The organism is Streptomyces sp. 1222.5, from assembly GCF_900105245.1.
In the GTDB taxonomy this organism is placed as follows: domain Bacteria; phylum Actinomycetota; class Actinomycetes; order Streptomycetales; family Streptomycetaceae; genus Streptomyces; species Streptomyces albidocamelliae.
Window position 1 is genome coordinate 4,425,183 of sequence record NZ_FNSZ01000001.1, and the last position, 24,117, is coordinate 4,449,299.

Sequence of the window (24,117 nt, forward strand, 5' to 3'; positions counted from 1 at the left end):
GAAGGGGAGCCGCTGGGGGAACCGGCTGATTGCCGGGCGCGTAGATACGATCAGTGAGCAGTACCCGGCAAAGCAGCGTCAGACAGCAGGGCAAGGCAACGGCAGGGACGGAGGAGGTGCCCCATGGGAGTCCTGAAGAAGTTCGAGCAGCGTCTCGAAGGTCTGGTGAACGGCACCTTCGCCAAGGTTTTCAAGTCCGAGGTCCAGCCCGTGGAGATCGCCGGCGCGCTCCAGCGGGAGTGCGACAACAACGCGACCATCTGGAACCGTGACCGCACGGTCGTACCCAACGACTTCATCGTGGAGCTGAGCGCACCGGACTTCGAGCGCCTGAGCCCCTACTCCGGGCAGCTCGGCGACGAGCTGGCCGGCATGGTGCGCGACTACGCCAAGCAGCAGCGCTACACCTTCATGGGCCCGATCAAGGTCAACCTGGAGAAGGCCGAGGACCTCGACACCGGGCTGTACCGGGTGCGCTCGCGCACCCTGGCCTCGTCCAGCAGCCAGCAGGCACCGCAGGCCCCCGCGGGCCCGTCCGCCGGCCGCCCCGGACAGAACGCCCCCGGCGGCTACGGCTACCCGCCGGCCGCCCCGGCGGGCGCGCCCCCGATGCCGTCCGCGCCGCCACCCGGCACCCGGCCCGGCGGCTACGGCTACCCGCAGCCCGCCACCCAGCGCCCCGCCGCCGCCCCGATGAGCGGCGGGCGCACCCGCTACTGGATCGAGATCAACGGCACCCGTCACCAGATCTCCCGCGCGACGCTCGTGCTGGGCCGCAGCACCGAGGCCGACGTACGGATCGACGACCCCGGCGTCTCCCGCCGGCACTGCGAGATCCGGACCGGTACGCCCTCGACGATCCAGGATCTCGGCTCCACCAACGGCATCGTGGTGGACGGGCAGCACACCACCCGCGCTACGCTCCGCGACGGCTCGCGGATCGTCGTGGGCAGCACAACCATCATTTACCGGCAAGCCGAAGGGTGAAGCGGGGGCAATGTCAGAGCTGACCCTCACGGTCATGCGGCTGGGTTTCCTGGCCGTACTGTGGCTGTTCGTGATCGTGGCCGTGCAGGTCATCCGGAGCGACCTGTTCGGTACGCGCGTCACCCAGCGCGGATCGCGTAGGGAGGCCGGGCGCCAGCAGCAGCCGGGCAGGCAGCAGGCGCCGCGGCAGCAGGCCGCGCCCCCGCAGCAGCGGGGCCAGCAGGGCGGCCGCCAGCGGCGCAACGCCCCCTCCAAACTCGTGGTGACCGAAGGCACACTGACCGGCACGACGGTCGCGCTCCAGGGCCAGACGGTCACGCTGGGCCGGGCGCACGACTCCACGATCGTGCTGGACGACGACTACGCCTCCAGCCGCCATGCCAGGATCTATCCCGACCGCGACGGCCAGTGGATCGTCGAGGATCTCGGCTCCACCAACGGCACGTACCTGGACCGGTCCCGGCTGACGACTCCGACGCCGATCCCGCTGGGCGCGCCGATCCGCATCGGCAAGACCGTCATCGAGCTGCGGAAGTAGTACGACAATGAGCGAGCGGAGCGAGCACGCAGCGGCAGGCCGCCACCCGGTCTCCGGCGCGCTCCCGACCGGAGGGTGGGCAGTGTGGCTCGACACGACCGGCTGTACCCGGAGCCGACGGGCGAGGTGCGCATGAGTCTGTCACTGCGCTTTGCCGCCGGATCGCACAAGGGCATGATCCGCGAGGGCAACGAGGACTCCGGTTACGCCGGTCCCCGTCTGCTCGCGATCGCCGACGGCATGGGCGGCCAGGCGGCCGGCGAGGTCGCCTCCTCCGAGGTGATCTCCACCCTGGTCACGCTCGACGACGACGTGCCCGGCTCCGACATCCTCACCTCGCTCGGCGCCGCCGTGCAGCGCGCCAACGACCAGCTCCGCTCGATGGTCGACGAGGACCCCCAGCTCGAGGGCATGGGCACGACGCTCACCGCCCTGCTGTGGACCGGGCAGCGGCTCGGGCTCGTGCACGTCGGCGACTCGCGCGCCTACCTGCTCCGTGACGGCGTCCTCACGCAGATCACCCAGGACCACACCTGGGTGCAGCGGCTCGTCGACGAGGGCCGGATCACCGAGGAAGAGGCCACCACCCACCCGCAGCGCTCCCTGCTGATGCGCGCCCTCGGCAGCGGCGACCACGTCGAGCCCGACCTCTCCATCCGCGAGGTCCGCGCCGGCGACCGCTATCTGATCTGCTCCGACGGACTGTCCGGCGTCGTCTCCCACCAGACCATGGAGGAGACGCTCGCCAGCTACCAGGGCCCGCAGGAGACCGTGCAGGAGCTGATCCAGCTCGCGCTGCGCGGTGGCGGCCCGGACAACATCACCGTCATCGTCGCCGACGTCCTCGACCTGGACACCGGTGACACCCTCGCCGGCCAGCTGTCGGACCAGCCGGTGGTGGTCGGCGCCGTCGCCGAGAACCAGCACCACCTGCACGACAACGGCATCATGCAGACCCCGGCCGGCCGCGCCTCCCACCTGGGCCGCCAGGGCCACGGGGGCGGCGAGTTCGGCCCGCCCGGCTCCGGCGACACCACCGGCTACGTCCCGGCCGCCGGCAGCTTCGGCGACTACACCGACGAGGACTTCGCCAAGCCGCGCAAGCGGCGGTGGGTGAAGAGATCCCTGTACGGCGCCCTCGCCCTCGCCGTCATCGGCGGCGGTCTGTACGGCGGCTACCGCTGGACGCAGACCCAGTACTACGTCGGCGCCAAGGGCGAGCACGTGGCGCTGTACCGCGGGATCAGCCAGGACCTGGCGTGGGTCTCGCTGTCGAAGGTGGAGAAGGACCACCCCGAGATCGAACTCAAGTACCTGCCGCCCTATCAGCAGAAGCAGATCAAGAACACGATCGCGGCGGGTGGTCTCCAGCAGGCCGAGACGAAGATCGAGGCACTGACCGTGCAGGCCTCCGCGTGCCGCAAGCAGGCGGAGCGCACGGCCGCCGAGAGCGAGAAGAACGCCAAGACGGGCCAGGGCGAGGCGGGAGGAACCACGGGAACCACCCGTACCTCCTTCACGTCCAAGGCATCGCCGACGCCGAACCCGTCGAAGTCGGGAACGACGACGCCGAACTCGCCCTCCAAGTCCCCGAAACCGTCCACGAGCGCCACTCCCAACCCCGGCCCGAGCCTCTCCGAGGATGAGCAGAAGGTCGTCGATCAGTGCGGCAAGCAGTAGAGCCGTGAGAGGCACCGTCACACGATGAGCAGTACGAACAACGCAGCGACGCACCACACGTCCACGATCGGCGCGATCGGCGCACCGAGCCGCCGCAACACCGAACTGGCCCTGCTGATCTTCGCGGTGGCCATCCCGGTGTTCGCCTACGCCAACGTCGGCCTGGCCATCAGCGACGAGGTGCCCGCGGGCCTGCTGAGCTACGGCCTCGGCCTCGGCCTGCTGGCCGGGGTGGCGCACCTCGGTGTGCGGAAGTTCGCCCCGTACGCCGATCCCCTGCTGCTGCCGCTGGCCACCCTGCTGAACGGGCTGGGCCTGGTGTGCATCTGGCGGCTCGACCAGTCGAAGCTGCTCCAGTCACTGCCGAACTTCGTCACGGCCGCGCCCCGCCAGCTGCTGTACACGGCGCTGGGCATCGCCCTGTTCGTGGTGGTGCTGATCTTCCTGAAGGACCACCGGGTCCTGCAGCGCTACACCTACATCTCCATGTTCGGCGCGCTGATCCTGCTCATCCTGCCGCTGGTGCCCGGCCTCGGCGCCAACATCTACGGCGCCAAGATCTGGATCCGCGTCCCCGGTCTGGGCTCGCTCCAGCCCGGTGAGTTCGCGAAGATCGTCCTCGCCATCTTCTTCGCCGGCTACCTCATGGTGAAGCGCGACGCCCTGGCCCTCGCCAGCCGCCGTTTCATGGGCCTGTACCTGCCGCGCGGCCGCGACCTCGGACCGATCCTGGTCGTCTGGGCGATCTCGATCCTCATCCTGGTCTTCGAGACCGACCTCGGTACGTCGCTGCTGTTCTTCGGAATGTTCGTCATCATGCTGTACGTCGCCACCGAGCGGACCAGCTGGATCGTCTTCGGTCTGCTGATGTCCGCGGCCGGCGCCGTCGGCGTGGCGAGCTTCGAGCCGCACATCCAGACCCGTGTGCAGGCCTGGCTGGACCCGATGCGCGAATACCAGCTCAGCCGCAGCGGGGCCAGCGACGGCATCCTCCACTCCGAGCAGGCCATGCAGGCCCTGTGGGCGTTCGGCTCCGGCGGCACCCTCGGCACCGGCTGGGGCCAGGGCCACTCGGACCTGATCCGCTTCGCCGCCAACTCCGACTTCATCCTCGCCACCTTCGGCGAGGAGCTGGGACTGGCCGGGATCATGGCGATCCTGCTGATCTACGGCCTGATCGTGGAGCGCGGCGTGCGCACCGCCCTCGCCGCCCGCGACCCGTTCGGCAAGCTGCTCGCCGTCGGCCTGTCCGGCGCCTTCGCCCTCCAGGTGTTCGTGGTGGCCGGCGGTGTGATGGGTCTCATCCCGCTGACCGGTATGACCATGCCGTTCATGGCCTACGGCGGTTCCTCCGTGCTGGCGAACTGGGCGCTGATCGGCATCCTGATCCGGATCAGCGACACGGCCCGCCGCCCGGCGCCCACGCCCGCGGGCAACCCGGACGCCGAGATGACGCAGGTGGTCCGCCCCGGCGGCAGCGGTCCCGCGGACCAGTAATCCTCCTCACGGACGGCTTCCGGACCCGGCCCCCGCCGGAACCGGAAGCCGTCCGGCGGTTTCCGGAACCCGTCGTGCCGCCCGCGCGTCTAATGATCAGCCGTTGTGACGGCCCCGCCCGGGGAACACAGCCGCTGCCTCTAGACTGTGGGCGGCCAAGGATGAGCGCCAGCACCATCGGCACCGAGAGATTGAAGCAACAGGCGCCCCTGTTAGCTTGTGGAAAGGCCGGACGTGAACAAGCCCCTGCGCCGAATCGCGATCTTCTGCGGACTACTCGTCCTGGCGCTGTTGATCCGTGACAACTGGCTTCAGTACCTCCAGGCCGACAAGCTGCGGACCGATCCGGACAACCGCCGCGTGACCATCGAGCGGTACGCCAACCCGCGGGGCGACATCATCGTCGACGGCGACCCGATAACCGGGTCGGTCGAGAGCAAGCACGGCGACTTCAAGTACAAGCGCACGTACAAGAACGGGCCCATGTGGGCCCCGGTCACCGGCTACTCCTCCCAGGCGTTCGACGGCAGCTTCCTGGAGAAGATCGAGGACGGCATCCTCACCGGCAACGACGACCGGCTGTTCTTCCGCAAGACCCTGGACATGATCACCGGCAAGGAGCAGCAGGGCGGGAACGTCGTCACCACGCTCAACGCCCGCGCGCAGAGGGCCGCGTACGAGGGGCTGAAGGCCCGGGGCGGCAAGGGCGCCGTCGTCGCCCTGGAGCCGTCCACCGGCAAGATCCTGGCCCTGGCCTCGTACCCGTCGTACGACCCCTCGTCGTTCGCCGGCAACTCCACCGACGTCGACTCCAAGAACTGGACCAAGCTCCAGAAGAAGAACAACCCCGCCGACCCGATGCTGAACCGGGCGCTGCGCGAGACCTACCCGCCGGGCTCCACGTTCAAGGTGGTCACCGCGGCGGCCGCGCTGGAGAACGGCAAGTACACCTCGGCCGACGAGAAGACCGAGTCGCCGCTGCCGTGGGTCATGCCGGGCACCACCACGCAGCTGAAGAACGAGGGCAACATCCCCTGCAAGAACGCGACGATGCGGGTCGCCCTCCAGTACTCCTGCAACACCGTGTTCGGCAAGATCGGCGCCGACCTGGGCAACGACAAGATGCTGGCCGAGGCGAAGAAGTTCGGGTTCGACTCCGAGCAGTTCACCCCGACCCGCTCCAACGCGTCCGTCTTCTCCGACGACATGAACCCCTCGCAGACGGCCCTGTCCTCCATCGGCCAGTTCAACACCGCGGCCACCCCGCTGCAGATGGCGATGGTCGCCTCCGCGGTCGCCAACGACGGCAAGCTCATGAAGCCGTACATGGTCGACGAGCTGCAGTCCTCCAACGTCGACCCGGTCTCCAAGACCGAGCCGGAGGAGATGAGCCGGCCGCTGTCGCCGAAGAACGCGCAGATCCTCCAGTCGATGATGGAGACGGTCGTCAAGGAGGGCACCGGCAAGAACGCCCAGATCCCCGGTGTGATCGTCGGCGGCAAGACCGGTACCGCCCAGCACGGTGTGGCGAACAGCGCAAACCCCTACGCATGGTTCATTTCGTATGCCAGGCTCGGTGACGGCAGCTCGCCGGTCGCCGTGGCCGCGGTGATCGAGGACGAGAACGCCAACCGCGACGACATCTCCGGCGGCGGCCTGGCCGCGCCGATCGCGAGGAGTGTCATGGAGGCGGTCGTCAAGTCCAAGAAGTGAGACCCCTCACATCCCCTTCACATCGATGCACGTTGCGGTACCGGTCCTGTATCGGGTTACGGGCTTGGCCAGGTCACACAAAGCGAGCCGGGTACGGTAGGCCCGGACGGCAGCCTCGGGCGCTCACGGACGTGACGGCCGAGACCGACGGAGAGGGCTGGTAGGTAGCTATGGAAGAGCCGCGTCGCCTCGGCGGCCGGTACGAGCTGGGTCACGTGCTCGGCCGTGGTGGCATGGCGGAGGTCTACCTCGCGCATGACACCCGCCTCGGCCGCACCGTGGCGGTGAAGACGCTGCGCGCGGACCTCGCGCGTGATCCGTCCTTCCAGGCCCGGTTCCGCCGGGAGGCCCAGTCGGCCGCCTCGCTCAACCATCCCGCCATCGTCGCGGTCTACGACACGGGCGAGGACTACATCGACGGGGTCTCCATCCCGTACATCGTGATGGAGTACGTCGACGGTTCCACGCTGCGTGAGCTGCTGCACTCCGGCCGCAAGCTGCTGCCCGAGCGCGCGATGGAGATGACCATCGGCATCCTCCAGGGCCTGGAGTACGCGCACCGCAACGGCATCGTCCACCGCGACATCAAGCCAGCCAACGTCATGCTGACCCGCAACGGTCAGGTCAAGGTCATGGACTTCGGCATCGCCCGCGCCATGGGCGACTCCGGCATGACCATGACGCAGACGGCGGCGGTCATCGGCACGGCCCAGTACCTCTCGCCCGAGCAGGCGAAGGGCGAGCAGGTCGACGCCCGGTCGGACCTTTATTCGGCCGGTTGCCTCCTCTACGAGCTGCTGACGGTGCGCCCGCCGTTCGTGGGCGACTCCCCGGTGGCCGTGGCGTACCAGCACGTCCGCGAGGAGCCGCAGGCCCCCTCGGTCTTCGACCCCGAGATCACGCCGGAGATGGACGCCATCGTCCTGAAGGCGCTGGTCAAGGACCCGAACTACCGCTACCAGTCGGCCGACGAGATGCGCGCCGACATCGAGGCCTGCCTCGACGGCCAGCCCGTCGCGGCCACCGCCGCGCTGGGCGCGGTGGGCTACGGCGGCTACCCCGACGACCAGCCGACGACCGCGCTGCGTCAGGAGGCCGGCGGGGCGACCACCATGCTCCCGCCCATGAACCCCGACGACGGCGGCTACGGCTACGACGACCGCCCGGACCGCCGGCGCCAGCAGAAGAAGTCCAACACCTCCACGATCCTCCTGGTGGTCGCGGGTCTCCTCGTGCTGGTCGGCGCCATCCTGATCGGCAAGTGGGCGTTCAGCGGCGGCAACACGGACGACACCTTCAAGGCGCCGAACTTCGTCGGTCACACGTACACCGACGCCAAGAAGATGGCGGTCAACTCGGACCTGAAGCTGGCTCCGCCCACGCGGAAGGCCTGCGAGGACCAGCCGAAGAACAGCGTCTGCGACCAGGACCCCGAGGCGGGCACGGACGTCAAGAAGGGCGACACGATCACCCTGACGGTGTCCACGGGCGCCCCCAAGGTCCCCGTGCCGGACGTCCGCGGCATCCAGTTCGACCAGGCCGAGTCGCAGCTGGAGGAGAAGGGCTTCAAGGTCGAGAAGAAGACCGAGGTGTCCACCCAGACCCCGGGCGTCGTCACCAAGCAGGACCCGCAGGGCGGTGTCTCGAAGCAGAAGGGCACCACCATCACCCTCACCGTCGCCAAGGCGGAGGAGAAGGTGTCGGTGGAGGACGTCACCGGGCTGTCCTGTGACGAGGCGACCGCCAAGCTGAAGGCCCAGGGCCTGGTGCCCCAGGCCTGCACGGACACGCCGACCGACAACCCCGACGACGACGGCAAGGTCCTGTCGACCGACCCGAAGGCGGGCGCCGCGGTCTCCAAGAACACGCCGGTCACGATCAACGTCGGCAAGGTCCAGCAACCGACGCAGACGGACGTGCCGAACGTCCAGGGCCAGACGCTGAAGAAGGCCCGGGAGATCCTCCAGGCCAAGGGCTTCACGCAGATCCAGGTCAACGGCGCGAGCGACGACAACGCCCGGGTCATCCAGCAGAACCCGCCGCAGGGCACCCAGGGTGATCCGAGCACCACGCAGATCGTCCTGACCACTGTGGACTTCGGCGGCGGCAACAACGGGAACAACGACAACGGCGGCCAGCTGTTCGGCGGCGTCAACGGCTGACGTCCCCCGCGCACACGAGTGGGCCCCTGCCGGGAAGCACCGGCAGGGGCCCACTCGCAGGTTCAGCGCAGTTCCGCCGGCGGGGTCCGCTTGCTGTCGACCTTCTGCACCCGGACGAGCTCGCCCCAGACGACGTAGCGGTAGCGGCTCGTGTAGACCGGCGTGCAGGTCGTCAGCGTGATGAAGTGGCCGGCCTTCTTCCGGCCGGACTCCTCGGGGACCTGCGAGAGCACGTCCACGTTGTACTTGGACGTCTCGGGCAGGAGCGAGAAGACCTTGTAGACGTACCAGTCGTCCTTGGTCTCGAAGACGATCGGGTCGCCCTCGCTCAGCTTGTCGATGTTGTGGAACTTCGCCCCGTGGCCGTCGCGGTGGGCGGCGAGGGTGAAGTTGCCCTTCTTGCCGGAGGTCGGGAGCGTGGCCTTGACCGGCTCCGTGTAGTAGCCGGCCACGCCGTCGTTGAGGACGTCCGGATCGGTGCCCTTCTCGACGAGGACCTCGCCGTTGTCCATGGCGGGCACGTGCAGGAAGCCGATGCCGTCCTTGGTGTCCAGTGCGCCGGGGCCCGAGTCCGCGGCCTGCGCCCACCCGTCACGCACCTTGTCGGCCTCCCGGCCGGCCTTGCGGTCCGCTATCACGTTCGTCCACCACAGCGAGTACACGACGAAGAGGGCGAGCAACGCCCCCACCGTGATGAGGAGTTCACCGAAGACACTGACCGCCAGGGCGATCCGGCCGGGACGCCGGCGCGGGCCGGGCTCCGGGTCGGACGCGTCCGTGTGTTCTTCGGTCTCGTCGGCCGTCGCTGCCACAGTTCCTCTGCCCCTACTCGATGAGCCCTACTCGATGAGCGCGTCCGGCTTTCCCTTGCTGCGCGGGCGTTCCTCGACCATCTTGCCCCAGACGATCAGCCGGTACTTGCTGGTGAACTCCGGCGTACAGGTGGTGAGGGTGATGTAGCGGCCGGGCTCGGTGAAGCCCGAGCCCTTGGGGACGGGGTCCAGCACGCTCGTGTTGGACGGCGGGGTCACCGGAAGCATCGAGGCCACCTTGTAGACGAAGTACTCGTCCTGCGTCTCGACCACGACCTCGTCGCCGGACTGGAGCCGGTTGATGTACCGGAACGGTTCGCCGTGGGTGTTGCGGTGCGCCGCTAGGCCGAAGTTGCCGGTTCGCGCGTCGGGCATCGCGGTCTTCAGCGCGCCCTCGCCGTAGTGCCCGACCATGCCCTTGTCGAGCACCGCCTTGTTGCTGACGCCCTCCGCGATCGGCGCGACCACGTCCAGCTTGGGGATGTGCAGGATGGCGAAGCCCTGGCCCGGGGCGAACACACCCGGGTTCCGCTTGCCGTTCGCCCAGTCGTCCTGCAACTGGTGCGTCTCACTGCCCGCCTGGGCGTGCGCCCGGACGTTGGTCCACCACAGCTGGTAGGTGACGAACAGCAGCATCAGCACGCCGGTGGTGATGAACACCTCGCCGATCGCCCGGCTCGCGATCACGGACGGGCTCGGTTTCCGCGCTCGTGCCTGCCGCCGGGCCTCCACCCGGGACAGCGGCCGGCCCGACGCCGGGGCCGACGCGGGCGCCGCCTCCCGGGCCCCGCCGTGGCGGCCACCGCGGCGCTTGGCGGCCTTCCTGCGCTCCGCACGGCCGCCGGGCGTGATTCCAGTGGCCGAAGGGGCGGAAGGGGCTCCAGAGGCCCGTAGGGGCCCGTTGTCGGGGTCCGGGCCCGACGGGCCGGGGATCCGCAGTGCCATCGTCTCGTCGTCCGCGGGGGGCCTGTGGGCGCCGGACGGCCGGGGGACGTGGGGGACCGAGGGGTCGACGGCGGCCATCGGAGCCGTCATCTCCTCGGAGAAGGGCCGCGCCGGTGTACCCGGGGCCCCCGTTCGGTCGGTGATCGCCGGCATCGCCGCCGTGGGCGGATCCGCTCGGCGACCGGCATGACGGCCGCCGCGGCGACCGGCGTCAGGCGCACCGCCGTAGGACTCGTACGGGCTCTCCCCGTACAAGTCCTCGCGCTCGGGGCGCAGCGCGGTCACGCCGTGGCCCTGCCCACCACCGGGGCGAGCCCCGCCGACCTCGCCACGGCACCCTGGTCGCCGCACTCCGCCAGCCAGTTGGCCAGCATCCGGTGCCCGTGCTCGGTCAGGACCGACTCGGGGTGGAACTGCACTCCTTCGACCGGTAGTTCACGGTGGCGCAGCCCCATGATGATGCCGTCGTGGGTGCGGGCGGTCACCTCCAGCTCGGCCGGTACCGTGGCCGGCTCGGCGGCCAGGGAGTGGTAACGGGTCGCCGTGAAGGGGGAGGGCAGGCCCGCGAAGACGCCCTTGCCCGCGTGCTCGACCGGTGAGGTCTTGCCGTGCAGCAGCTCGGGCGCCCGGTCGACCACACCGCCGTAGGCCACCTGCATCGACTGCATGCCGAGGCACACCCCGAAGACCGGCACCCCGGTCGCGGCACAGTGGCGGACCATGTCCACGCACACGCCGGCCTGCTCCGGTGTCCCCGGTCCGGGTGAGAGCAGGACGCCGTCGAAGCCGTCCTGGGCGTGCGCCGTCGACACCTCGTCGTTGCGCAGCACCTCGCACTCGGCGCCCAGCTGGTACAGGTACTGGACCAGGTTGAAGACGAAGCTGTCGTAGTTGTCGACGACGAGAATCCGCGCACTCACTGGTTGTCCACCGTCACATCGTTGAAGGGCAGCAGCGGTTCGGCCCAGGGGAAGACGTACTGGAACAGGACGTAGACCACGGCCAGGACCAGTACGAACGAGATGAGTGCCTTCAGCAACGCGTTTCCCGGCAGATGCCGCCAGATCCAGCCGTACATGCCGTCCCTTGCCGTCCCTTCCGTGTCCCTACGGCACCAGACCCACGCCGTACGCCACCAGACTAACGGCGCAGAGCCCTCGGTTCGCCTGCCTTCACAGGCTGTGTGGAGTCCAGATGCGCCCAGACGATCAGCCGGTGGCTGTGCCCCCATTCCGGATCGCACGTGGTCAGCGTCAGGTACCGGCCCGGACCCGTGTACCCGGACTTACGTGGCACAGGGTCGATCACCTCAACGTCCGTCGGAACCGTTTTGTAGGGCCCTTTGTCGATCCGATACGTGAACCAGGTCGAGCCGTCCGTGAGCACCACCGCGTTCCCCGGCCGCAGCCGCGGGAAGTCCTTGAACGGGTCGCCGTAGGTGCGCCGGTGCCCGGCCACCGCGAAGTTGCCCCGCCCGCCGAGCCGGGCGGTCCCCGCGTAGTGGGCGAGGCCCTTGGCCAGCACGTCCCGGCCGGTGCCCTGCAGCACGGGCTTGTTCCACGTGAAACCGAGCCGCGGTATGTACATGATCGCGAAGGCCCTGCCGTAGCGGTACGGCCGCGGCCTGCCCTGCCGCTCCGACGCGGACGTCTGCTCGCCGCGGGGGGTTCCCGGCCGGACGGGGCCCGAGGCCCACTGCCGTTGCAGCCGGTCGATCTGGTCGCTCATGGCGCTGTCGGCACGGACGCCCGTCCAGAAGAGCACGTACACGACGAAGAGCACGATCAGGGCGCCGACGGTGATGCACAGCTCGCTGACGGTCCGGCCGATCACGCGCACCGGCGGCTCCTGACAGGGGACCTGGCTACTCCACTGGCTTCGCGTAGTGCAGATCCACTGTGCCCGAGTAGCCGGGAAGAGTCACCGTCCCGTCCTCGGTGACTTTCCAGCCGAGGCCGTAGACGTTGACGTACACCATGTAGGTCTGGATCGCCTTGCTCGCCGCGAGCGCCTGCTGCAGCTTGCCGGGGTCCCCGATCGCCGTGATCTTGTACGGCGGTGAGTAGACGCGGCCCTGGAGGATCAGCGTGTTGCCGACGCAGCGCACCGCGCTGGTGGAGATCAGCCGCTGGTCCATGACCTTGATGCCTTTGGCGCCGCCCTCCCACAGGGCGTTCACCACGGCCTGGAGGTCCTGCTGGTGGATGACCAGGTAGTCGGGCTGCGGCTCGGGATAGCCGGGAAGCTTGGCGGTCGCGTTCGGCGGGGCGTCGTTCAGCGTGACGGTGAGCGCCTTGCCGGTCAGCCGCTGGGTGCCCGCGCTCCTCTCCAGCCCGCTGATCTTCTCGTCCTGGGCCTTCGTGCTGCCGTCGTCGCTCTCGGCCAGCGAATCCACGGTGCCGCGCAGCGTGGCGTTGGACTCGTCCAGCTCCTTGTTCTTGCGGCTGCGCTGCTGGATCAGGTCGGACAGCTTCAGCAGGGAGCCGTCCTGCCGGATGTCGGTGCCCTTGGCCGTGTTGAAGCTGGTGAAGAAGATGAGCCCGGCGAGGGCGAAGACGGCGGCCGTGAGCACCCGCACCGGTCGGACACGCGGACGACGGCCGGGGCCGGAACCCATTGCTCCCGTCCCCTGGGAGTCGGCAGAATTGCTCAACGTACCCTTATCTCCTTCGGCGCCGCGGAAGCACTACGCTAACGGACGCCCGGGGGAGCACACAGAGTCGTCATGTTGGCCCCTTGTACGCTGCCCGAGCCCGACCCAGTTACCTGCGCGGCCACGCAGCGCATCGACAGGAGAGACCCTCGTGCCGAAGTCACGTATCCGCAAGAAGGCCGACTACACGCCGCCGCCGGCCAAGCAGGCGCAGGCGATCAAGCTGAACAGCCGCGCCTGGGTCGCTCCGGTCATGCTGGCCATGTTCCTCATCGGCCTGGCCTGGATCGTCGTCTTCTACGTGACGGACGGTTCCCTGCCGATCGACGCGCTGGACAACTGGAACATCGTGGTCGGCTTCGGCTTCATCGCCGCCGGCTTCGGCGTCTCCACCCAGTGGAAGTAGCCCTCACCAGCATCGACGTGGCAGCTCTACCCAGGGCTGTTCACTGAGTTATCCACAGGTCCGCGTGGCTATCCACATGGCCCTGGGGAAAAGACTACGATCTGTGGATAACTCATCGAGGGTTGACGCCGGTGTGACTGCCCTACCGGGCCTCGTACACCCTTTCGCCCCCTGCCTGACCTGTGGAAACACATTCGAGCGGCAGGGGGCACGCTTGTGCCCGCACCGTATGCACAAGATCCGGCACTCGCTGTGGACAAAGAGCGGCCGTCAGGTGAGCTGAGCGGTTCTGACCAGGGCGAGGGCCACCGAGACGAGCAGAACCAGTGCGCAGGTGCCGTACTGGATCAGCGCCCGGCGCTCGCGCGGCGCGTGCACCATGGCGTATCCGGTGACGACACCGGCGACCAGCCCGCCGATGTGAGCCTGCCACGCGATGTTGCTGAACCCGAAAGTGAAGATCAGGTTGATCACCAGCAGCGCGATGACCGGCCGCATGTCGTAGTTCAGGCGCCGCATCAGCACCGCGGTGGCCCCGAAGAGGCCGAAGATCGCCCCGGAGGCGCCGAGCGAGGGCTGCGCCGGGGAGGCGAGCAGATAGGTCAGCGCGCCGCCGGCCAGCCCCGAGACGAAGTAGACCGCCAGGTAGCGGGCCCGGCCGAGGGCCGCTTCGAGGGGACCGCCGATCCACCACAGGCTCAGCATGTTGAAGCCGATGTGCCAGTACTCCTGGTGCGCGAACATCGACGTCACGAAGCGGTACCACTCGCCTCCGGCGACACCGGAGGTCGGCGCGAACGGCTTCGGCGGCCAGGAGCCGTAGAGGACCACCTGCTCCAGCAGGGACTTGTCGGCCTGGATGGCGATGAACACCGCGATGTTGATCCCGATGAGGATCTTGGTGACCAGCCGGGGATCCGAGGCCACCGTGCCGCCGGCGACCGTACGCGGACGGTTCGCGGCCGGGGCGTGGCCGGTGCCGGAGCCGCCGCGGACGCAGTCGGGGCACTGGAAACCCACCGAGGCGCTGACCATGCACTCGGGGCAGATGGGGCGTTCGCAGCGGGTGCAGCGCACGCCGGTCTCACGGTCCGGGTGCCGGTAGCACACGGGCACGCTCCGGGCGCTCCGCGCGCTGTCTGCGGCCTGGTCCTCCATCGGTTCCCCTTGTTTCGTCGTGGGACTACCCCGGCAAATACCCCGCCCCGCCCATCCTTACGGACGAGCGGGGCGATTGGTTCCCTGCGGACGGTTCGCCGGGCGGCGGACTCAGCCTTCGCGCTTCTCGACCACGACCGACTCGATCACGACGTCCTCGGCGGGACGGTCGTTGCGGCCGGTGGGCAGGCCGGCGATGGCGTCGACGACCTTCTGGCTGGCCGGGTCGCCGACCTCGCCGAAGATGGTGTGCTTGCGGTTCAGCCACGTGGTCGGGGCGACCGTGATGAAGAACTGCGAGCCGTTGGTGCCCGGGCCAGCATTGGCCATGGCCAGCAGGTACGGCTTGTTGAAGGACAGGTCGGGGTGGAACTCGTCCTCGAACTTGTAGCCCGGACCGCCGATGCCGCTGCCCAGCGGATCGCCGCCCTGGATCATGAAGCCACTGATGACGCGGTGGAAGGTCGTCCCGTCGTAGAGCGGCTTCGTGGTCTTCTCACCCGTGCCCGGGTGCGTCCACTCCCGCTCCCCCTGGGCCAGCTCGACGAAGTTCCGGACCGTGACAGGCGTGTGGTTCGGGAACAGCCGGACCACGATGTCGCCGTGGTTGGTCTTCAAGGTGGCGTAAAGCTGCTCGGCCACGATCTGCCTTCCGTTGTCTTCGTGTGACTCCTCGATCCTCGCACGGAAGGGTCCGGGCGAGGATCCGGCGGCCATGAGTTGCGCGCTGGAGGCAGCGCTCGGCCGCGATTCGTGGCAGGGTCGAGCAGGAAGCTCCTGTTGCCCGGATTCGAGCCCAAGAGAGCGATCAGCACCCATATGCCCGCCCTCGCATGCCGCGAGGACCATTGACAGGCATGATCCTTAAAAGGGTGGAAAGTCGAATTACCGTACGCCACCGAGGAGGAGGAACCCGTGACCCGCATCGACAGCGTGCGCGCCGCGACCGGCTCGGCGAAGGACAGCGTGCTGCACGCCGCGGAAGTGGTGGCGCCCTACGCCGACACGGCCAAGGAGCGTGCCGCGTACTACGCGCAGGAGGCACGCGTACGGCTGGCACCCGTGGTGTCGCAGGCCGCCGAACAGGCCCGCGAACAGTACGACGCCCGGCTCGCCCCTCGCCTGGAGCAGGCACGTGCGCATGTACCGCCGAAGGTCGACCTCGCCGCCCAGGAGGCCGCCCTGCGCACTCGTAAGGCTGCCCTACAGGCCGCCGAGTACTCCCGACCGAAGATCGAACAGGCCGTGGCCGCGGCCGCGCCGGTGGCCGACGAGGTCGCCGCACGCGGTGCCGCCGCACTGGCCGCCCTGCGCGGCAACGTCTCGGCGAAGGAGATCCAGAAGATCGCGAGGAAGAACGAGCGGCGCTCCCGGTCCGGCCGCGCCGTGAAGCTGCTGGCGCTGCTGACCCTCGTGGCCGGTGGTGCCGTCGTGGCCTGGAAGTGGTGGGACAAGCAGGCCAACCCCGACTGGCTGGTCGAGCCGCCCGCCGCGACCGAGGTGCCCGAGTCCGGGCGCCTGAGCTCCGTGGACGGCACCGGCCCCTCGGTGCTGGACCCCGAGGTACAGGCCAAGCAGGCGGAGGACGACGCAGGGGACCGCGACGACCAAGGCTGAGCCGGTCGGCTGCACACCGCATGGAACGGGCCGTGGGCCCGGCGAGTACCAACTCGCCGGGCCCACGGCCCGTTTCACGTGAAACCGTGCCCGCGCGACCATGTGAAAAATGCCCTCCAGCACCCGCTTTCGCAGGTCGGAGGGCATTCACCGGGTGGAGCCTAGGGGAGTCGAACCCCTGACATCCGCCATGCAAAGACGGCGCTCTACCAACTGAGCTAAGGCCCCGGGAAGCAGCGACCGGCCGGAGGAATCCCGGTCCGGCGGTTGCCGGAGACCAGAGTACCGGGTCACCCCCCGTATCCCGCAAAAAGATTGGGGGTCCCCGTGGATGACCACTCTCCGTAAGATGCTCGACGTGGTTCGCTACAGCGAACCGCGGTTTTTCAGGGGAAGCGATGGGGAGACGCAATGGACGCCGCACAGCAGGAAGCCACCGCGAGAGCGCGGGAGCTGCAGCGGAACTGGTACGGGGAGCCGCTGGGGGCGCTCTTCCGTAAGCTCATCGAGGATCTCGGGCTCAACCAGGCCCGGCTCGCGGCGGTCCTAGGCCTGTCCGCTCCGATGCTCTCGCAGCTGATGAGCGGCCAGCGCGCGAAGATCGGCAACCCTGCCGTGGTCCAGCGGGTGCAACTGTTGCAGGAACTGGCGGCCCAGGCCGCGGACGGCAGCGTCAGCGCCGCCGAGGCGACCGAGCGCATGGACGAGATCAAGAAGTCCCAGGGGGGCTCCGTGCTCAGCAACACCACGCAGACCACCAGCGGCTCGGGGGCGCCCACGGTCAAGCGGGTGGTCCGCGAGATCCAGTCACTCCTGCGCTCGGTGTCCGCCGCGGGCGACATAATCGACGCCGCCGACGCGCTCTCCCCCTCGCACCCCGAGCTGGCGGAGTTCCTCCGGGTCTACGGTGCCGGCCGCACCTCCGACGCGGTCGCGCACTACCAGTCCCACCAGAACTGACCCCGGGGCCCGGCTTCCCGGAGGGGGTCCGGGGCCGGGCCGAGGGCGAGGTTCGACGGGGGAACGGGCGCGGGGCGGGTCACTCATCCCGGCGCGAGGCGCATCGCAGGGGAACGACGGGCCAGGGGGAGGAGCGGCGGACTGTCATGGGTGAGGTCTTCGCCGGCCGGTACGAGCTGGCCGATCCGATCGGACGCGGTGGCGTGGGCGCCGTATGGCGTGCCTGGGACCACCGGCGACGGCGCTATGTGGCCGCCAAGGTGCTCCAACAGCGCGACGCGCACTCCCTGCTGCGCTTCGTCCGGGAGCAGGCCCTGCGGATCGACCATCCCCATGTCCTCGCTCCGGCCAGCTGGGCCGCGGACGACGACCAGGTCCTGTTCACCATGGACCTGGTGGCCGGCGGCTCCCTGGTCCACCTCGTCGGCGACTACGGCCCCCTCCCTCCCGCGTTCGTGTGCACCCTGACCGACCAGCTCCTGTCCGGTCTCGCCGCCGTCCACGCGGAAGGCGTCGTCCACCGGGACATCAAGCCCGCCAACCTGCTGCTGGAAGCCACCGGCACGGGCCGGCCGCGGCTGCGGCTGTCCGACTTCGGCATCGCCATGCGGCTCGGCGAGCCCCGGCTGACCGAGACCAACCTCGTCGTCGGCACGCCCGGCTATCTCGCTCCCGAGCAGCTTCTCGGCTCCGAACCCGACTTCCCCGCCGACCTGTTCGCGGTGGGCCTGGTCGCGCTGTATCTCCTCGAAGGCGCGAAGCCCGACGCGAAGGCGCTCATCCAGTACTTCGTGGAGCACGGCACGCCCGGTGCGCCCAAGGGCATGCCCGAGCCGTTGTGGCAGGTGGTCGCCACGCTACTCCAGCCCGACCCGGAAGCCCGGTTCCGCACGGCCACGGGTGCGCGCAAGGCGCTCGCCGCCGCCGCGGAACTCCTGCCGGAACCCGGGCCCGACGACGAGCTGATCGAGATCTTCGACCAACTCGGCCCGCTGCCGCCGGGATTCGGCCCCGAAGGTCCCTTCAAGCGGGCCTCGGGTGTGCGGACCGGACCGGCTCCGGCTGCCGGAACGACCGAGGACGCGGGGAGTCGGGCGAACACCGAGGGCCCGCACTCCGGTCTCGGGGGCCCCGGCGAGGGCGCGCGCGAAGACGGAAGCGTGTCTGCCGCCGGCTCCATGACGGCGGACCCCGGCTCCTCTCCCGGCACGCACACCGGCTCCATGTCGGAGACGGGCAGCTTCCGGCTCCCCCCGCCGCAGGACCCGTCGCCCCCCGGCCTCTTGCCCCGCCCCGCACCCGAGCAGGCCGAGGACCATGGCGAGCGCGGTCCGGAGCACCAGCCCCGGATCCCGCAGCACTCGCCCCCGGTCCCGCGGCACTCGCTCCAGGTCCCCCGGCGACCCGCCCATGATCCGACGCCCCCGACGCATCCCCTCACCCCCTCCCCGCAGTCGTACGCCCAGCCCTACGAGCAGCCCTCCGCATGGCACGCCGCACCGCACGGGCCGGCCGCGCCGGAGCACCGTGTCGATACCGCCACCGCCTCGTACACCGCTCGAAGCCCGCAGGTTCCCACCCCCGAGGCGCCGATCTCCGGGCCGCCGCATCCCGCTCCGCCCGTGCGGGGCCGTCGCGCACGCAGGGCGCACGGCCGCCGAACCGGTCCCCCGGCCGGTGTAGCGATCCCGATGCTGCTGCTGGCGCTGGCCTGCTACGCGGTCGGCTTCTGGGCGCTGACCCGCGTATGAGCCCGCCGGCCCGCCAGCGTCCATCCGCCGAGCACCAGCAGCAGCGCGGTGCCCAGGCCGATACCGCCGGCCGCGACCAGTCTCATCGCCGGGCCGCCCCCGCCCCCGGGGCTCCCGGCCAGGGCCTGCTCCCGGTCCTGTGCCGTGACGGTGAAGACGTCCTCCGGCACGGGTTCGCCCGCGTAGCCCGGCCCGGCGTGCGCCCGGCCGTCCACCCGCACCCGCAGCGTCACGTCGAACGGCCCGCCCCCGTAGAGCCCGGTCATCTGCTCGCTGAGGTGCAGGGCCAGGTAGTAGTCACCGGCGAAGCGGACGGAGGTGACCCCGGCGGGGACGGCGTAACGGTTGGCGTACTCGACCGGCGGGACGGGGGCCAGGGCGACGGATTTCCGGGTGCCGGTGTAGCCGAGGGAGGCGTCGTCGACGGAGCCGCGCGCCGGGTTGTACAGGGAGAGGTCCAGCGCGCCGCCGACATAGCCGTGCCCGGGTGAGTCGCTCAGTTCGGCGGAGGCGTGCAGCCGGCGGCCCCAGTCGAGCGGCACCTTGTAGAACAGGGTCTCGCCGGGCACGAGCGTGGTGTGCCAGACCCCCTGCCCCACCGGCGCGGCGGTCGCGAATCCGGCGCCCCCCGACCGGTCCCGGGCCTCGCCGCCGAGCGGTTCGGGGGTGGCGGAGTCCCAGGTCCGCGGCGCGGTGGTGGAACCCGCCCGCTTCGCTCCGGGCTCCGTGACGGGCGCGATCTCCAGGTCCCAGCGCTGGGCCGAGGCCGTCGCGCCGGGCCCGTCGGCGTCGACGCGTTCGACGAGCAGGTAGTACGTCCCCGCGCCCCGGCACAGCCCTTTGCCGGTCTCCCGCTGCACCAGCGCGGTGACCGGGCGCGGGCTGAGCCCGGCGCCGAAGTGCGCGGAGGCGTAGGAGCAGGGCACGCCGTCGGCGTCGCGCACGGACACACGGATGCCGTCGGTGGCGGCGACGGTGGTGTGTGCGGGCGGTACGGCGGTGACGGGGACGTACGCCGTGCCGGTGGCGGTGAGACGGAGGCGGTAGTAGAACTTGCCGTTCCGCGGGAGGGAGCTCCGGTAGGTACGGCCGGGTTCCAGCGCCTCGGCATCAGCGGTGCCCGTGGCGCCCGCGACGGTTCGGGCACCGGGGGAGAAGGCGTACCCGCCCGGCCCCGCTGCCGTGGCGGCGGGCACGCCCGGCACGATGACCAGGCCGTACACCCCCAGCAGGACGACGACCGTGCGCGGAATCGCCGGCCGGCCGCGCCGCCACCACGCCGTACGTCCTCGCCGCCGTCGCACGTGCCGCCCCCTGTCGCTCACCACCGCGTTGCCGGACCGCTCCACACGGCCGGACCGAGCCTGACTTGATCGGACCGGATCGGACAGGACCGGGTTGGACCGGAATGGAACGCATCGGACCGGCCCGGACGACCGGCCGAAGCCCATCCTGCCCCTGGCACCCCTGCGCCATCCGGGCAATGCGTTCGGCCGTCCGAAAAACCCGGCCCGCACGGCGATGTCCGCCCGGGCCCCGGGACGGCGTCCCGCAACGCGTACCCCACCCGTCGCGGGACCGCAACACGAGACGTCGGGCACGAGGCAACGCAAAACCCCGACCGCGAAGGCGGCCGGGGTCTGGTTCAGATGGGGGTGTCGGGACTCACGAACCCGTGGGCACGGAGTCAGTCGCCTCCGTCCACAGGTCCTGCTCGGCGCGATCCGCCTGGATCTGGCGGTACACGAGGAGCCCGCCGATGGCGGCCAGTGCGACCAGGAGCAGCTTCTTCACCGCGCGACCTCGTCTTTCCTTGACGTAGGGGACCTCTGGCGCCCGACTATACACACCGACCGATATCGATCGGTGACCTGCGCCGGGCCTCAACTCCCGCTCACGGCAGCGCTGTAGCCGGGCCCCGGGCCGATCGGATCGGAGGGTGATCAGACCCGCACACTCCGTGACTTTGGTCCCTCTTCAGTCGCTATCGATGCCATTTCTGACTCTTTGAGCCCTCTTACGTCCATCCGAGTGGTGTTCATCGGAACATCGCCGCGCCACGGGCGGAGGTCCACCACTTCGCGGTCCACATACACATCATGAGGAAAGTACGCAAATCGCCCGACCCGAAAGTGAGGGGCCATGACCCAGAACAAGGTCATGAAGCTGTGGACCGTCATCGTCACCGCCTTCGTCGCGCTGTTCACGGCGCTCGGACTCGTCGCCCCGGCCGCTGCCGCGACGACCGCCCCCAAGACGGAGAGCCCCCGCACCGGCGCGACGCACCGCACGGCCCCCACGATTCCGGCCACGTACCAATGGGTCTGGTCCCATGCCAGCGCCCTGCCCCCCACGATGAAGCAGCGGATCGGGGCCGAGGCCCACGGAAAGTCCCCGAGCTGCCGGCACCGGCCCGGCACCGACGAGATGCAGACGGAGAACCCGACCGAGCAGGACCCGGCAGCCCTCGACTGCTGATCCCCCCGGATCCGCCGCTCCACCGGACAGCTCGGAAGAACGCCCAGCAGGCGAAGCACACGCAGCACCCGCACCCCGCGGCCCACGCGAAGCACGCGAAGCGCGGCGCGCAGCCGCGGCGAGCCCGGAGAACACGGCAGGAACGGCACACAGAACCGCAACGTCTCGACATGAAGGCGACTTGCGTACGCAGCAGTCGATACGGATGGACCCCCGGCCGGGCTAGGCCGGGGGTCTTGCGCTGTTTCCCGTGCGTCATCCTCGTACGGCAACACCCCACGCCCCAACGAGAGGTGGTGAGTGCTGCCGTGAGCCGGCGCGTCACCGTTGTCACCGCTGTCCACGGTCCGTCCGCCCGGTTCCTGCCGGAGGCCTACGCCTCACTGCGCGACCAGTGGCTCCCCGACGGCTGGGAGTGGGCGTGGGTGATCCAGGAGGACGGCAGGACGGACGAGGTGCGCCCCTACGTCCCGGACGACGAGCGGGTGACCTTCCGCCAGGGCCGTCCCGGTGGTCCCGGTGTCGCCCGCACGATCGCCCTGGCGCACGCGGAAGGCCCGTACGTGAAGGTCCTCGACGCGGACGACCGGCTCTCCCCGGGTGCGCTGGCCCGCGACCTGGCCGTGCTGGAGGCGCACGGCACCGTCGGCTGGACGACCTCCCGCGTGCTCGACCTGCTGCCCGACGGCACCACGGCCGGCTTCCCCGGTGACCCCGACGAGGGCCCGGTCGAACGCGGTGCCGTGCTCGACCACTGGAAGCGCAACGACTTCCGGGCACCGGTCCACCCGGCGACGCTCTGCGTCCGGCGGGAACTGCTCCTGGCGCTCGGCGGCTGGATGGCCCTGCCGGCCTCGGAGGACACGGGGCTGCTGCTGGCGCTGAACGCGGTCAGCCGGGGCTGGTTCTCGGACCGAGTGGGCCTGCTGTACCGCAAGTGGGAGGGTCAGGCCACGGGCCAGGCGGCCCACGTCGACCCCGCCGAGCGCGCGGCCCGCATGGCCGTCGCGGAGGCCAGGGCCCGCGTGCTGGCGGAATACGGATGGGCCCGACCGGACCGTCAGGCGGGCCGCTGAGCCGTACCGGCACCGTCCCTCACCGCTGCCGCCCCGTCACTGCGTGAGCCCGATCGCCTGCGAGGGACACTTCTCGGCCGCCTCCCTGACCCGCGGATCCTCGGTGATCTCCGCACGGCCGGGCCGTACGACGCCGTACCCGTCCTCGAAGCCGAACACCTCCGGCGCGCGGTGCGCGCACTCGGCGGAGCCGTAGCACAGGCTGCGGTCGACGGAGACCTTCATGCGTCCTCCAGACGTCGGCGCCCCCGGCCGCTGTGGGCCGTCCGGGGGCGGCTCGGTGGCTTCAAGGACGTCACTGCCCGACGGAACGTGCGCCGAACCGGCCCGGCGGGCGGTTGTGCGGACCGGCGTGGTGCGCGGCCGCGCGCTACTGCCGGCCGCCCGCCACCGACAGCCAGTGCGCCACCCGGCGGACCGTGATCTCGTCGAGCCGGTCGGCCAGCACGCGGACCGCCTCACCGTCCTCGGGACCCAGGTCGTACAGGCCCGCCTTGCCCAGACCGGCCATCAGCACCTGGTGCCGCCGGTCCGTCATGCGCTCGGCCAGCACGGCCGGTCCGGCGACTCCGTCCGCGGCTGCCACGGGCGAGGCGGCGGCGGGGGCGGGTGCCTGGGCGGCGGCCGGCGCGTCGTGGAGATGCCAGGCGTCGCCCTCCGGGCCCCACAGGGCGATCGTCGCCTCCTCCCCGCGGGCTCGCACCGTCTGCGTCATGTCCCCGACGGCGTACAGCACGGGTTCCCGGTGGGGGGACTCGGCGGCCACCGTCCAGGAGTTGCGGGAGGGCTGGTGGAACATCGCGACCCAGCGCGGAACGCCGGGCGGTCGCGGGCACCGGGGACGCTTCTCCATGGCACTCACCCTTTCGAGAACGGCCGAGAGAGCGACCGTAACTGACACTCCGTCAGATTTCCAGGTGGGCCCCACCCGCGTGCGGCCTGATCCGGCGCCCCGCGACCACCTCGTGCCCGCATGCTTCTGGTCTCTTCGCGGCCGCCGTGGCACCCTGCCCGCGCCCGGCCCGCAACCGGACGAAGGAGGCCGAGGATGAGCGGACGGAACGAGACGTCGACCGGATCCGGAGCACCGGAGGAGTCCCTGCGCACCGCGCACGGCGCCCGCGCGCACAGCGCCTACGAGCGTGCGGTGGCCGCCTGCCGGTACGCCGGGGTCGCTCCCGACGCGGCCGAGATCGTGCCGAAGGACCCCGTCGGCAGGGCCGCCAACGCGCTGCGGCTGTCGGCCCGGTCGCTCGCCGCACTCGCCGCGAGTGCTCCGGACCCGGCGGCGGACGCCCGCTGCGCCCGCAACACCGCCGCCACCGCGGCCCTGGCCGCCCAGGTGGCCGCGGCCCGGAAGTCCTCCGAGGCCGCCGACGCGGCCTTGCGCGCGGCCCTCGCGGCGTCCGGGGCGGCAGCGGCGGCGGCCGGCGGCATCGCACCGGGACGGAACGCGTCCCTGAACGCCGCCGCCGAGGAGGCGGAGCGGCGCGCGGTCGCGGCGGCCCGTGGGGCGGGATGGTCCGAGGCGGACGCGGTGACCGTCTGAGCGTTCCCGGGGCACCGCGACACGAACAGGACCCTGCCCGCCCGGCACCGGTCCCTCCCCTCGTGGGGACCGGTGCCGAACGGTGCAGGGAGTGCCGGCCCGTGCCATGTCGGCATGGTGGCGCGGGCCGAAGAA

General features: G+C 70.5%; 25 protein-coding genes and 1 tRNA gene. 13 read left to right on the forward strand and 13 right to left on the reverse strand.

The features are described from left to right. The first annotated feature begins 123 nt into the window (after window positions 1-123). The 6 genes from BLW57_RS19795 to pknB all read left to right on the forward strand — a co-directional run bounded on the left by BLW57_RS19795 (window position 124) and on the right by pknB (window position 8,577). On the forward strand, window positions 124-987 hold the full coding sequence (locus BLW57_RS19795) for an FhaA domain-containing protein (protein ID WP_093476221.1): 864 nt from the start codon (window positions 124-126) through the stop codon (window positions 985-987). 10 nt (window positions 988-997) lie between these two features. Then, window positions 998-1,525 carry an FHA domain-containing protein FhaB/FipA gene (locus BLW57_RS19800; RefSeq protein ID WP_073887412.1) on the forward strand — a complete coding sequence of 176 codons (528 nt, stop codon included), beginning with the start codon at window positions 998-1,000 and terminating at the stop codon, window positions 1,523-1,525. Between the two features lie 132 nt (window positions 1,526-1,657). Continuing rightward, window positions 1,658-3,205 (forward strand): Stp1/IreP family PP2C-type Ser/Thr phosphatase, encoded by a 1,548-nt coding sequence (locus BLW57_RS19805; RefSeq protein ID WP_176985949.1) that lies wholly within the window; start codon window positions 1,658-1,660, stop codon window positions 3,203-3,205. A 24-nt stretch (window positions 3,206-3,229) separates the two neighbouring features. Then, a complete protein-coding gene (locus BLW57_RS19810; protein ID WP_093476223.1) occupies window positions 3,230-4,702 on the forward strand; it encodes an FtsW/RodA/SpoVE family cell cycle protein in 1,473 nt (490 codons plus the stop codon). Between the two features lie 234 nt (window positions 4,703-4,936). Then, the gene (locus BLW57_RS19815; protein WP_093476224.1) at window positions 4,937-6,415 is read left to right on the forward strand and encodes a peptidoglycan D,D-transpeptidase FtsI family protein; all 1,479 of its coding nucleotides are present in this window, start codon (window positions 4,937-4,939) and stop codon (window positions 6,413-6,415) included. 170 nt (window positions 6,416-6,585) lie between these two features. Further along, entirely contained in the window at window positions 6,586-8,577 is a 1,992-nt protein-coding gene (gene pknB / locus BLW57_RS19825; RefSeq protein ID WP_093476226.1) for a Stk1 family PASTA domain-containing Ser/Thr kinase, read from the forward strand. Between the two features lie 62 nt (window positions 8,578-8,639). Here the strand turns inward: pknB and BLW57_RS19830 are convergent, their stop codons facing one another. From BLW57_RS19830 to BLW57_RS19855, 6 genes are all read right to left on the reverse strand, one after another. Beyond that, window positions 8,640-9,389: a class E sortase gene (locus tag BLW57_RS19830; protein WP_093476227.1), complete on the reverse strand. Its 750-nt coding sequence runs from the start codon at window positions 9,387-9,389 to the stop codon at window positions 8,640-8,642. A gap of 27 nt (window positions 9,390-9,416) precedes the next feature. Further along, a complete protein-coding gene (locus tag BLW57_RS19835; RefSeq protein WP_176985656.1) occupies window positions 9,417-10,619 on the reverse strand; it encodes a class E sortase in 1,203 nt (400 codons plus the stop codon). Beyond that, a complete protein-coding gene (locus BLW57_RS19840; protein ID WP_093476230.1) occupies window positions 10,616-11,254 on the reverse strand; it encodes an aminodeoxychorismate/anthranilate synthase component II in 639 nt (212 codons plus the stop codon). Before BLW57_RS19840 ends, BLW57_RS19835 begins: the two co-directional genes overlap by 4 nt. Then, entirely contained in the window at window positions 11,251-11,412 is a 162-nt protein-coding gene (locus BLW57_RS19845) for a hypothetical protein (protein ID WP_093476232.1), read from the reverse strand. Before BLW57_RS19845 ends, BLW57_RS19840 begins: the two co-directional genes overlap by 4 nt. 62 nt (window positions 11,413-11,474) lie before the next feature. Further along, a complete protein-coding gene (locus BLW57_RS19850; protein ID WP_093476233.1) occupies window positions 11,475-12,173 on the reverse strand; it encodes a class E sortase in 699 nt (232 codons plus the stop codon). A gap of 25 nt (window positions 12,174-12,198) precedes the next feature. Further along, on the reverse strand, window positions 12,199-12,987 hold the full coding sequence (locus BLW57_RS19855) for a DUF881 domain-containing protein (protein WP_093476235.1): 789 nt from the start codon (window positions 12,985-12,987) through the stop codon (window positions 12,199-12,201). Between the two features lie 151 nt (window positions 12,988-13,138). Here BLW57_RS19855 and crgA point away from each other — a divergent pair, with 151 nt between their 5' ends. Next, window positions 13,139-13,393: a cell division protein CrgA gene (gene crgA / locus BLW57_RS19860; protein ID WP_073887398.1), complete on the forward strand. Its 255-nt coding sequence runs from the start codon at window positions 13,139-13,141 to the stop codon at window positions 13,391-13,393. A 270-nt stretch (window positions 13,394-13,663) separates the two neighbouring features. Here crgA and BLW57_RS19865 read toward each other — a convergent pair whose 3' ends face one another. Both BLW57_RS19865 and BLW57_RS19870 read right to left on the reverse strand, forming a co-directional pair. Then, window positions 13,664-14,551 (reverse strand): rhomboid family intramembrane serine protease, encoded by an 888-nt coding sequence (locus tag BLW57_RS19865; RefSeq protein WP_093476236.1) that lies wholly within the window; start codon window positions 14,549-14,551, stop codon window positions 13,664-13,666. Between the two features lie 111 nt (window positions 14,552-14,662). Beyond that, complete coding sequence (locus BLW57_RS19870) at window positions 14,663-15,193, reverse strand: peptidylprolyl isomerase (RefSeq protein WP_093480783.1); 531 nt, start codon at window positions 15,191-15,193, stop codon at window positions 14,663-14,665. A gap of 273 nt (window positions 15,194-15,466) precedes the next feature. On the opposite strand from BLW57_RS19870, the gene BLW57_RS19875 reads away from it, so the two are divergent. Next, window positions 15,467-16,168 (forward strand): DUF5324 family protein, encoded by a 702-nt coding sequence (locus BLW57_RS19875; protein WP_093476238.1) that lies wholly within the window; start codon window positions 15,467-15,469, stop codon window positions 16,166-16,168. A 155-nt stretch (window positions 16,169-16,323) separates the two neighbouring features. Here BLW57_RS19875 and BLW57_RS19880 read toward each other — a convergent pair. Next, a tRNA-Ala gene (locus BLW57_RS19880) sits at window positions 16,324-16,396 on the reverse strand. Between the two features lie 183 nt (window positions 16,397-16,579). Here BLW57_RS19880 and BLW57_RS19885 point away from each other — a divergent pair. Beyond that, complete coding sequence (locus tag BLW57_RS19885) at window positions 16,580-17,128, forward strand: helix-turn-helix domain-containing protein (protein WP_093476239.1); 549 nt, start codon at window positions 16,580-16,582, stop codon at window positions 17,126-17,128. A 146-nt stretch (window positions 17,129-17,274) separates the two neighbouring features. After that, the gene (locus BLW57_RS19890; protein WP_093476241.1) at window positions 17,275-18,879 is read left to right on the forward strand and encodes a protein kinase domain-containing protein; all 1,605 of its coding nucleotides are present in this window, start codon (window positions 17,275-17,277) and stop codon (window positions 18,877-18,879) included. On the opposite strand, the gene BLW57_RS19895 is transcribed toward BLW57_RS19890, so the two are convergent. Together BLW57_RS19895 and BLW57_RS41815 are read right to left on the reverse strand one after the other, a co-directional pair. After that, window positions 18,843-20,183, reverse strand: a complete 1,341-nt coding sequence (locus BLW57_RS19895; RefSeq protein WP_256339536.1) for a hypothetical protein — start codon at window positions 20,181-20,183, stop codon at window positions 18,843-18,845. The two genes, BLW57_RS19890 and BLW57_RS19895, sit on opposite strands and share 37 nt — an antisense overlap. A 361-nt stretch (window positions 20,184-20,544) precedes the next feature. Next, the gene (locus BLW57_RS41815) at window positions 20,545-20,673 is read right to left on the reverse strand and encodes a DLW-39 family protein (protein WP_003999697.1); all 129 of its coding nucleotides are present in this window, start codon (window positions 20,671-20,673) and stop codon (window positions 20,545-20,547) included. A 348-nt stretch (window positions 20,674-21,021) separates the two neighbouring features. Between BLW57_RS41815 and BLW57_RS19905 the strand changes: the two genes are divergently transcribed. Together BLW57_RS19905 and BLW57_RS19910 are read left to right on the forward strand one after the other, a co-directional pair. Further along, window positions 21,022-21,357 carry a DUF6344 domain-containing protein gene (locus BLW57_RS19905; protein ID WP_256339537.1) on the forward strand — a complete coding sequence of 112 codons (336 nt, stop codon included), beginning with the start codon at window positions 21,022-21,024 and terminating at the stop codon, window positions 21,355-21,357. Between the two features lie 296 nt (window positions 21,358-21,653). Next, window positions 21,654-22,433 carry a glycosyltransferase family 2 protein gene (locus BLW57_RS19910; RefSeq protein WP_256339538.1) on the forward strand — a complete coding sequence of 260 codons (780 nt, stop codon included), beginning with the start codon at window positions 21,654-21,656 and terminating at the stop codon, window positions 22,431-22,433. A gap of 36 nt (window positions 22,434-22,469) precedes the next feature. On the opposite strand, the gene BLW57_RS19915 is transcribed toward BLW57_RS19910, so the two are convergent. Next, on the reverse strand, window positions 22,470-22,658 hold the full coding sequence (locus BLW57_RS19915) for a ferredoxin (protein WP_093476246.1): 189 nt from the start codon (window positions 22,656-22,658) through the stop codon (window positions 22,470-22,472). Window positions 22,659-22,803: 145 nt separating this feature from the next. Beyond that, a complete protein-coding gene (locus BLW57_RS19920; RefSeq protein ID WP_143051613.1) occupies window positions 22,804-23,286 on the reverse strand; it encodes a hypothetical protein in 483 nt (160 codons plus the stop codon). 195 nt (window positions 23,287-23,481) lie between these two features. Here BLW57_RS19920 and BLW57_RS19925 point away from each other — a divergent pair, with 195 nt between their 5' ends. Beyond that, window positions 23,482-23,982: a hypothetical protein gene (locus BLW57_RS19925; protein ID WP_093476249.1), complete on the forward strand. Its 501-nt coding sequence runs from the start codon at window positions 23,482-23,484 to the stop codon at window positions 23,980-23,982. Window positions 23,983-24,117 lie beyond the last annotated feature (135 nt).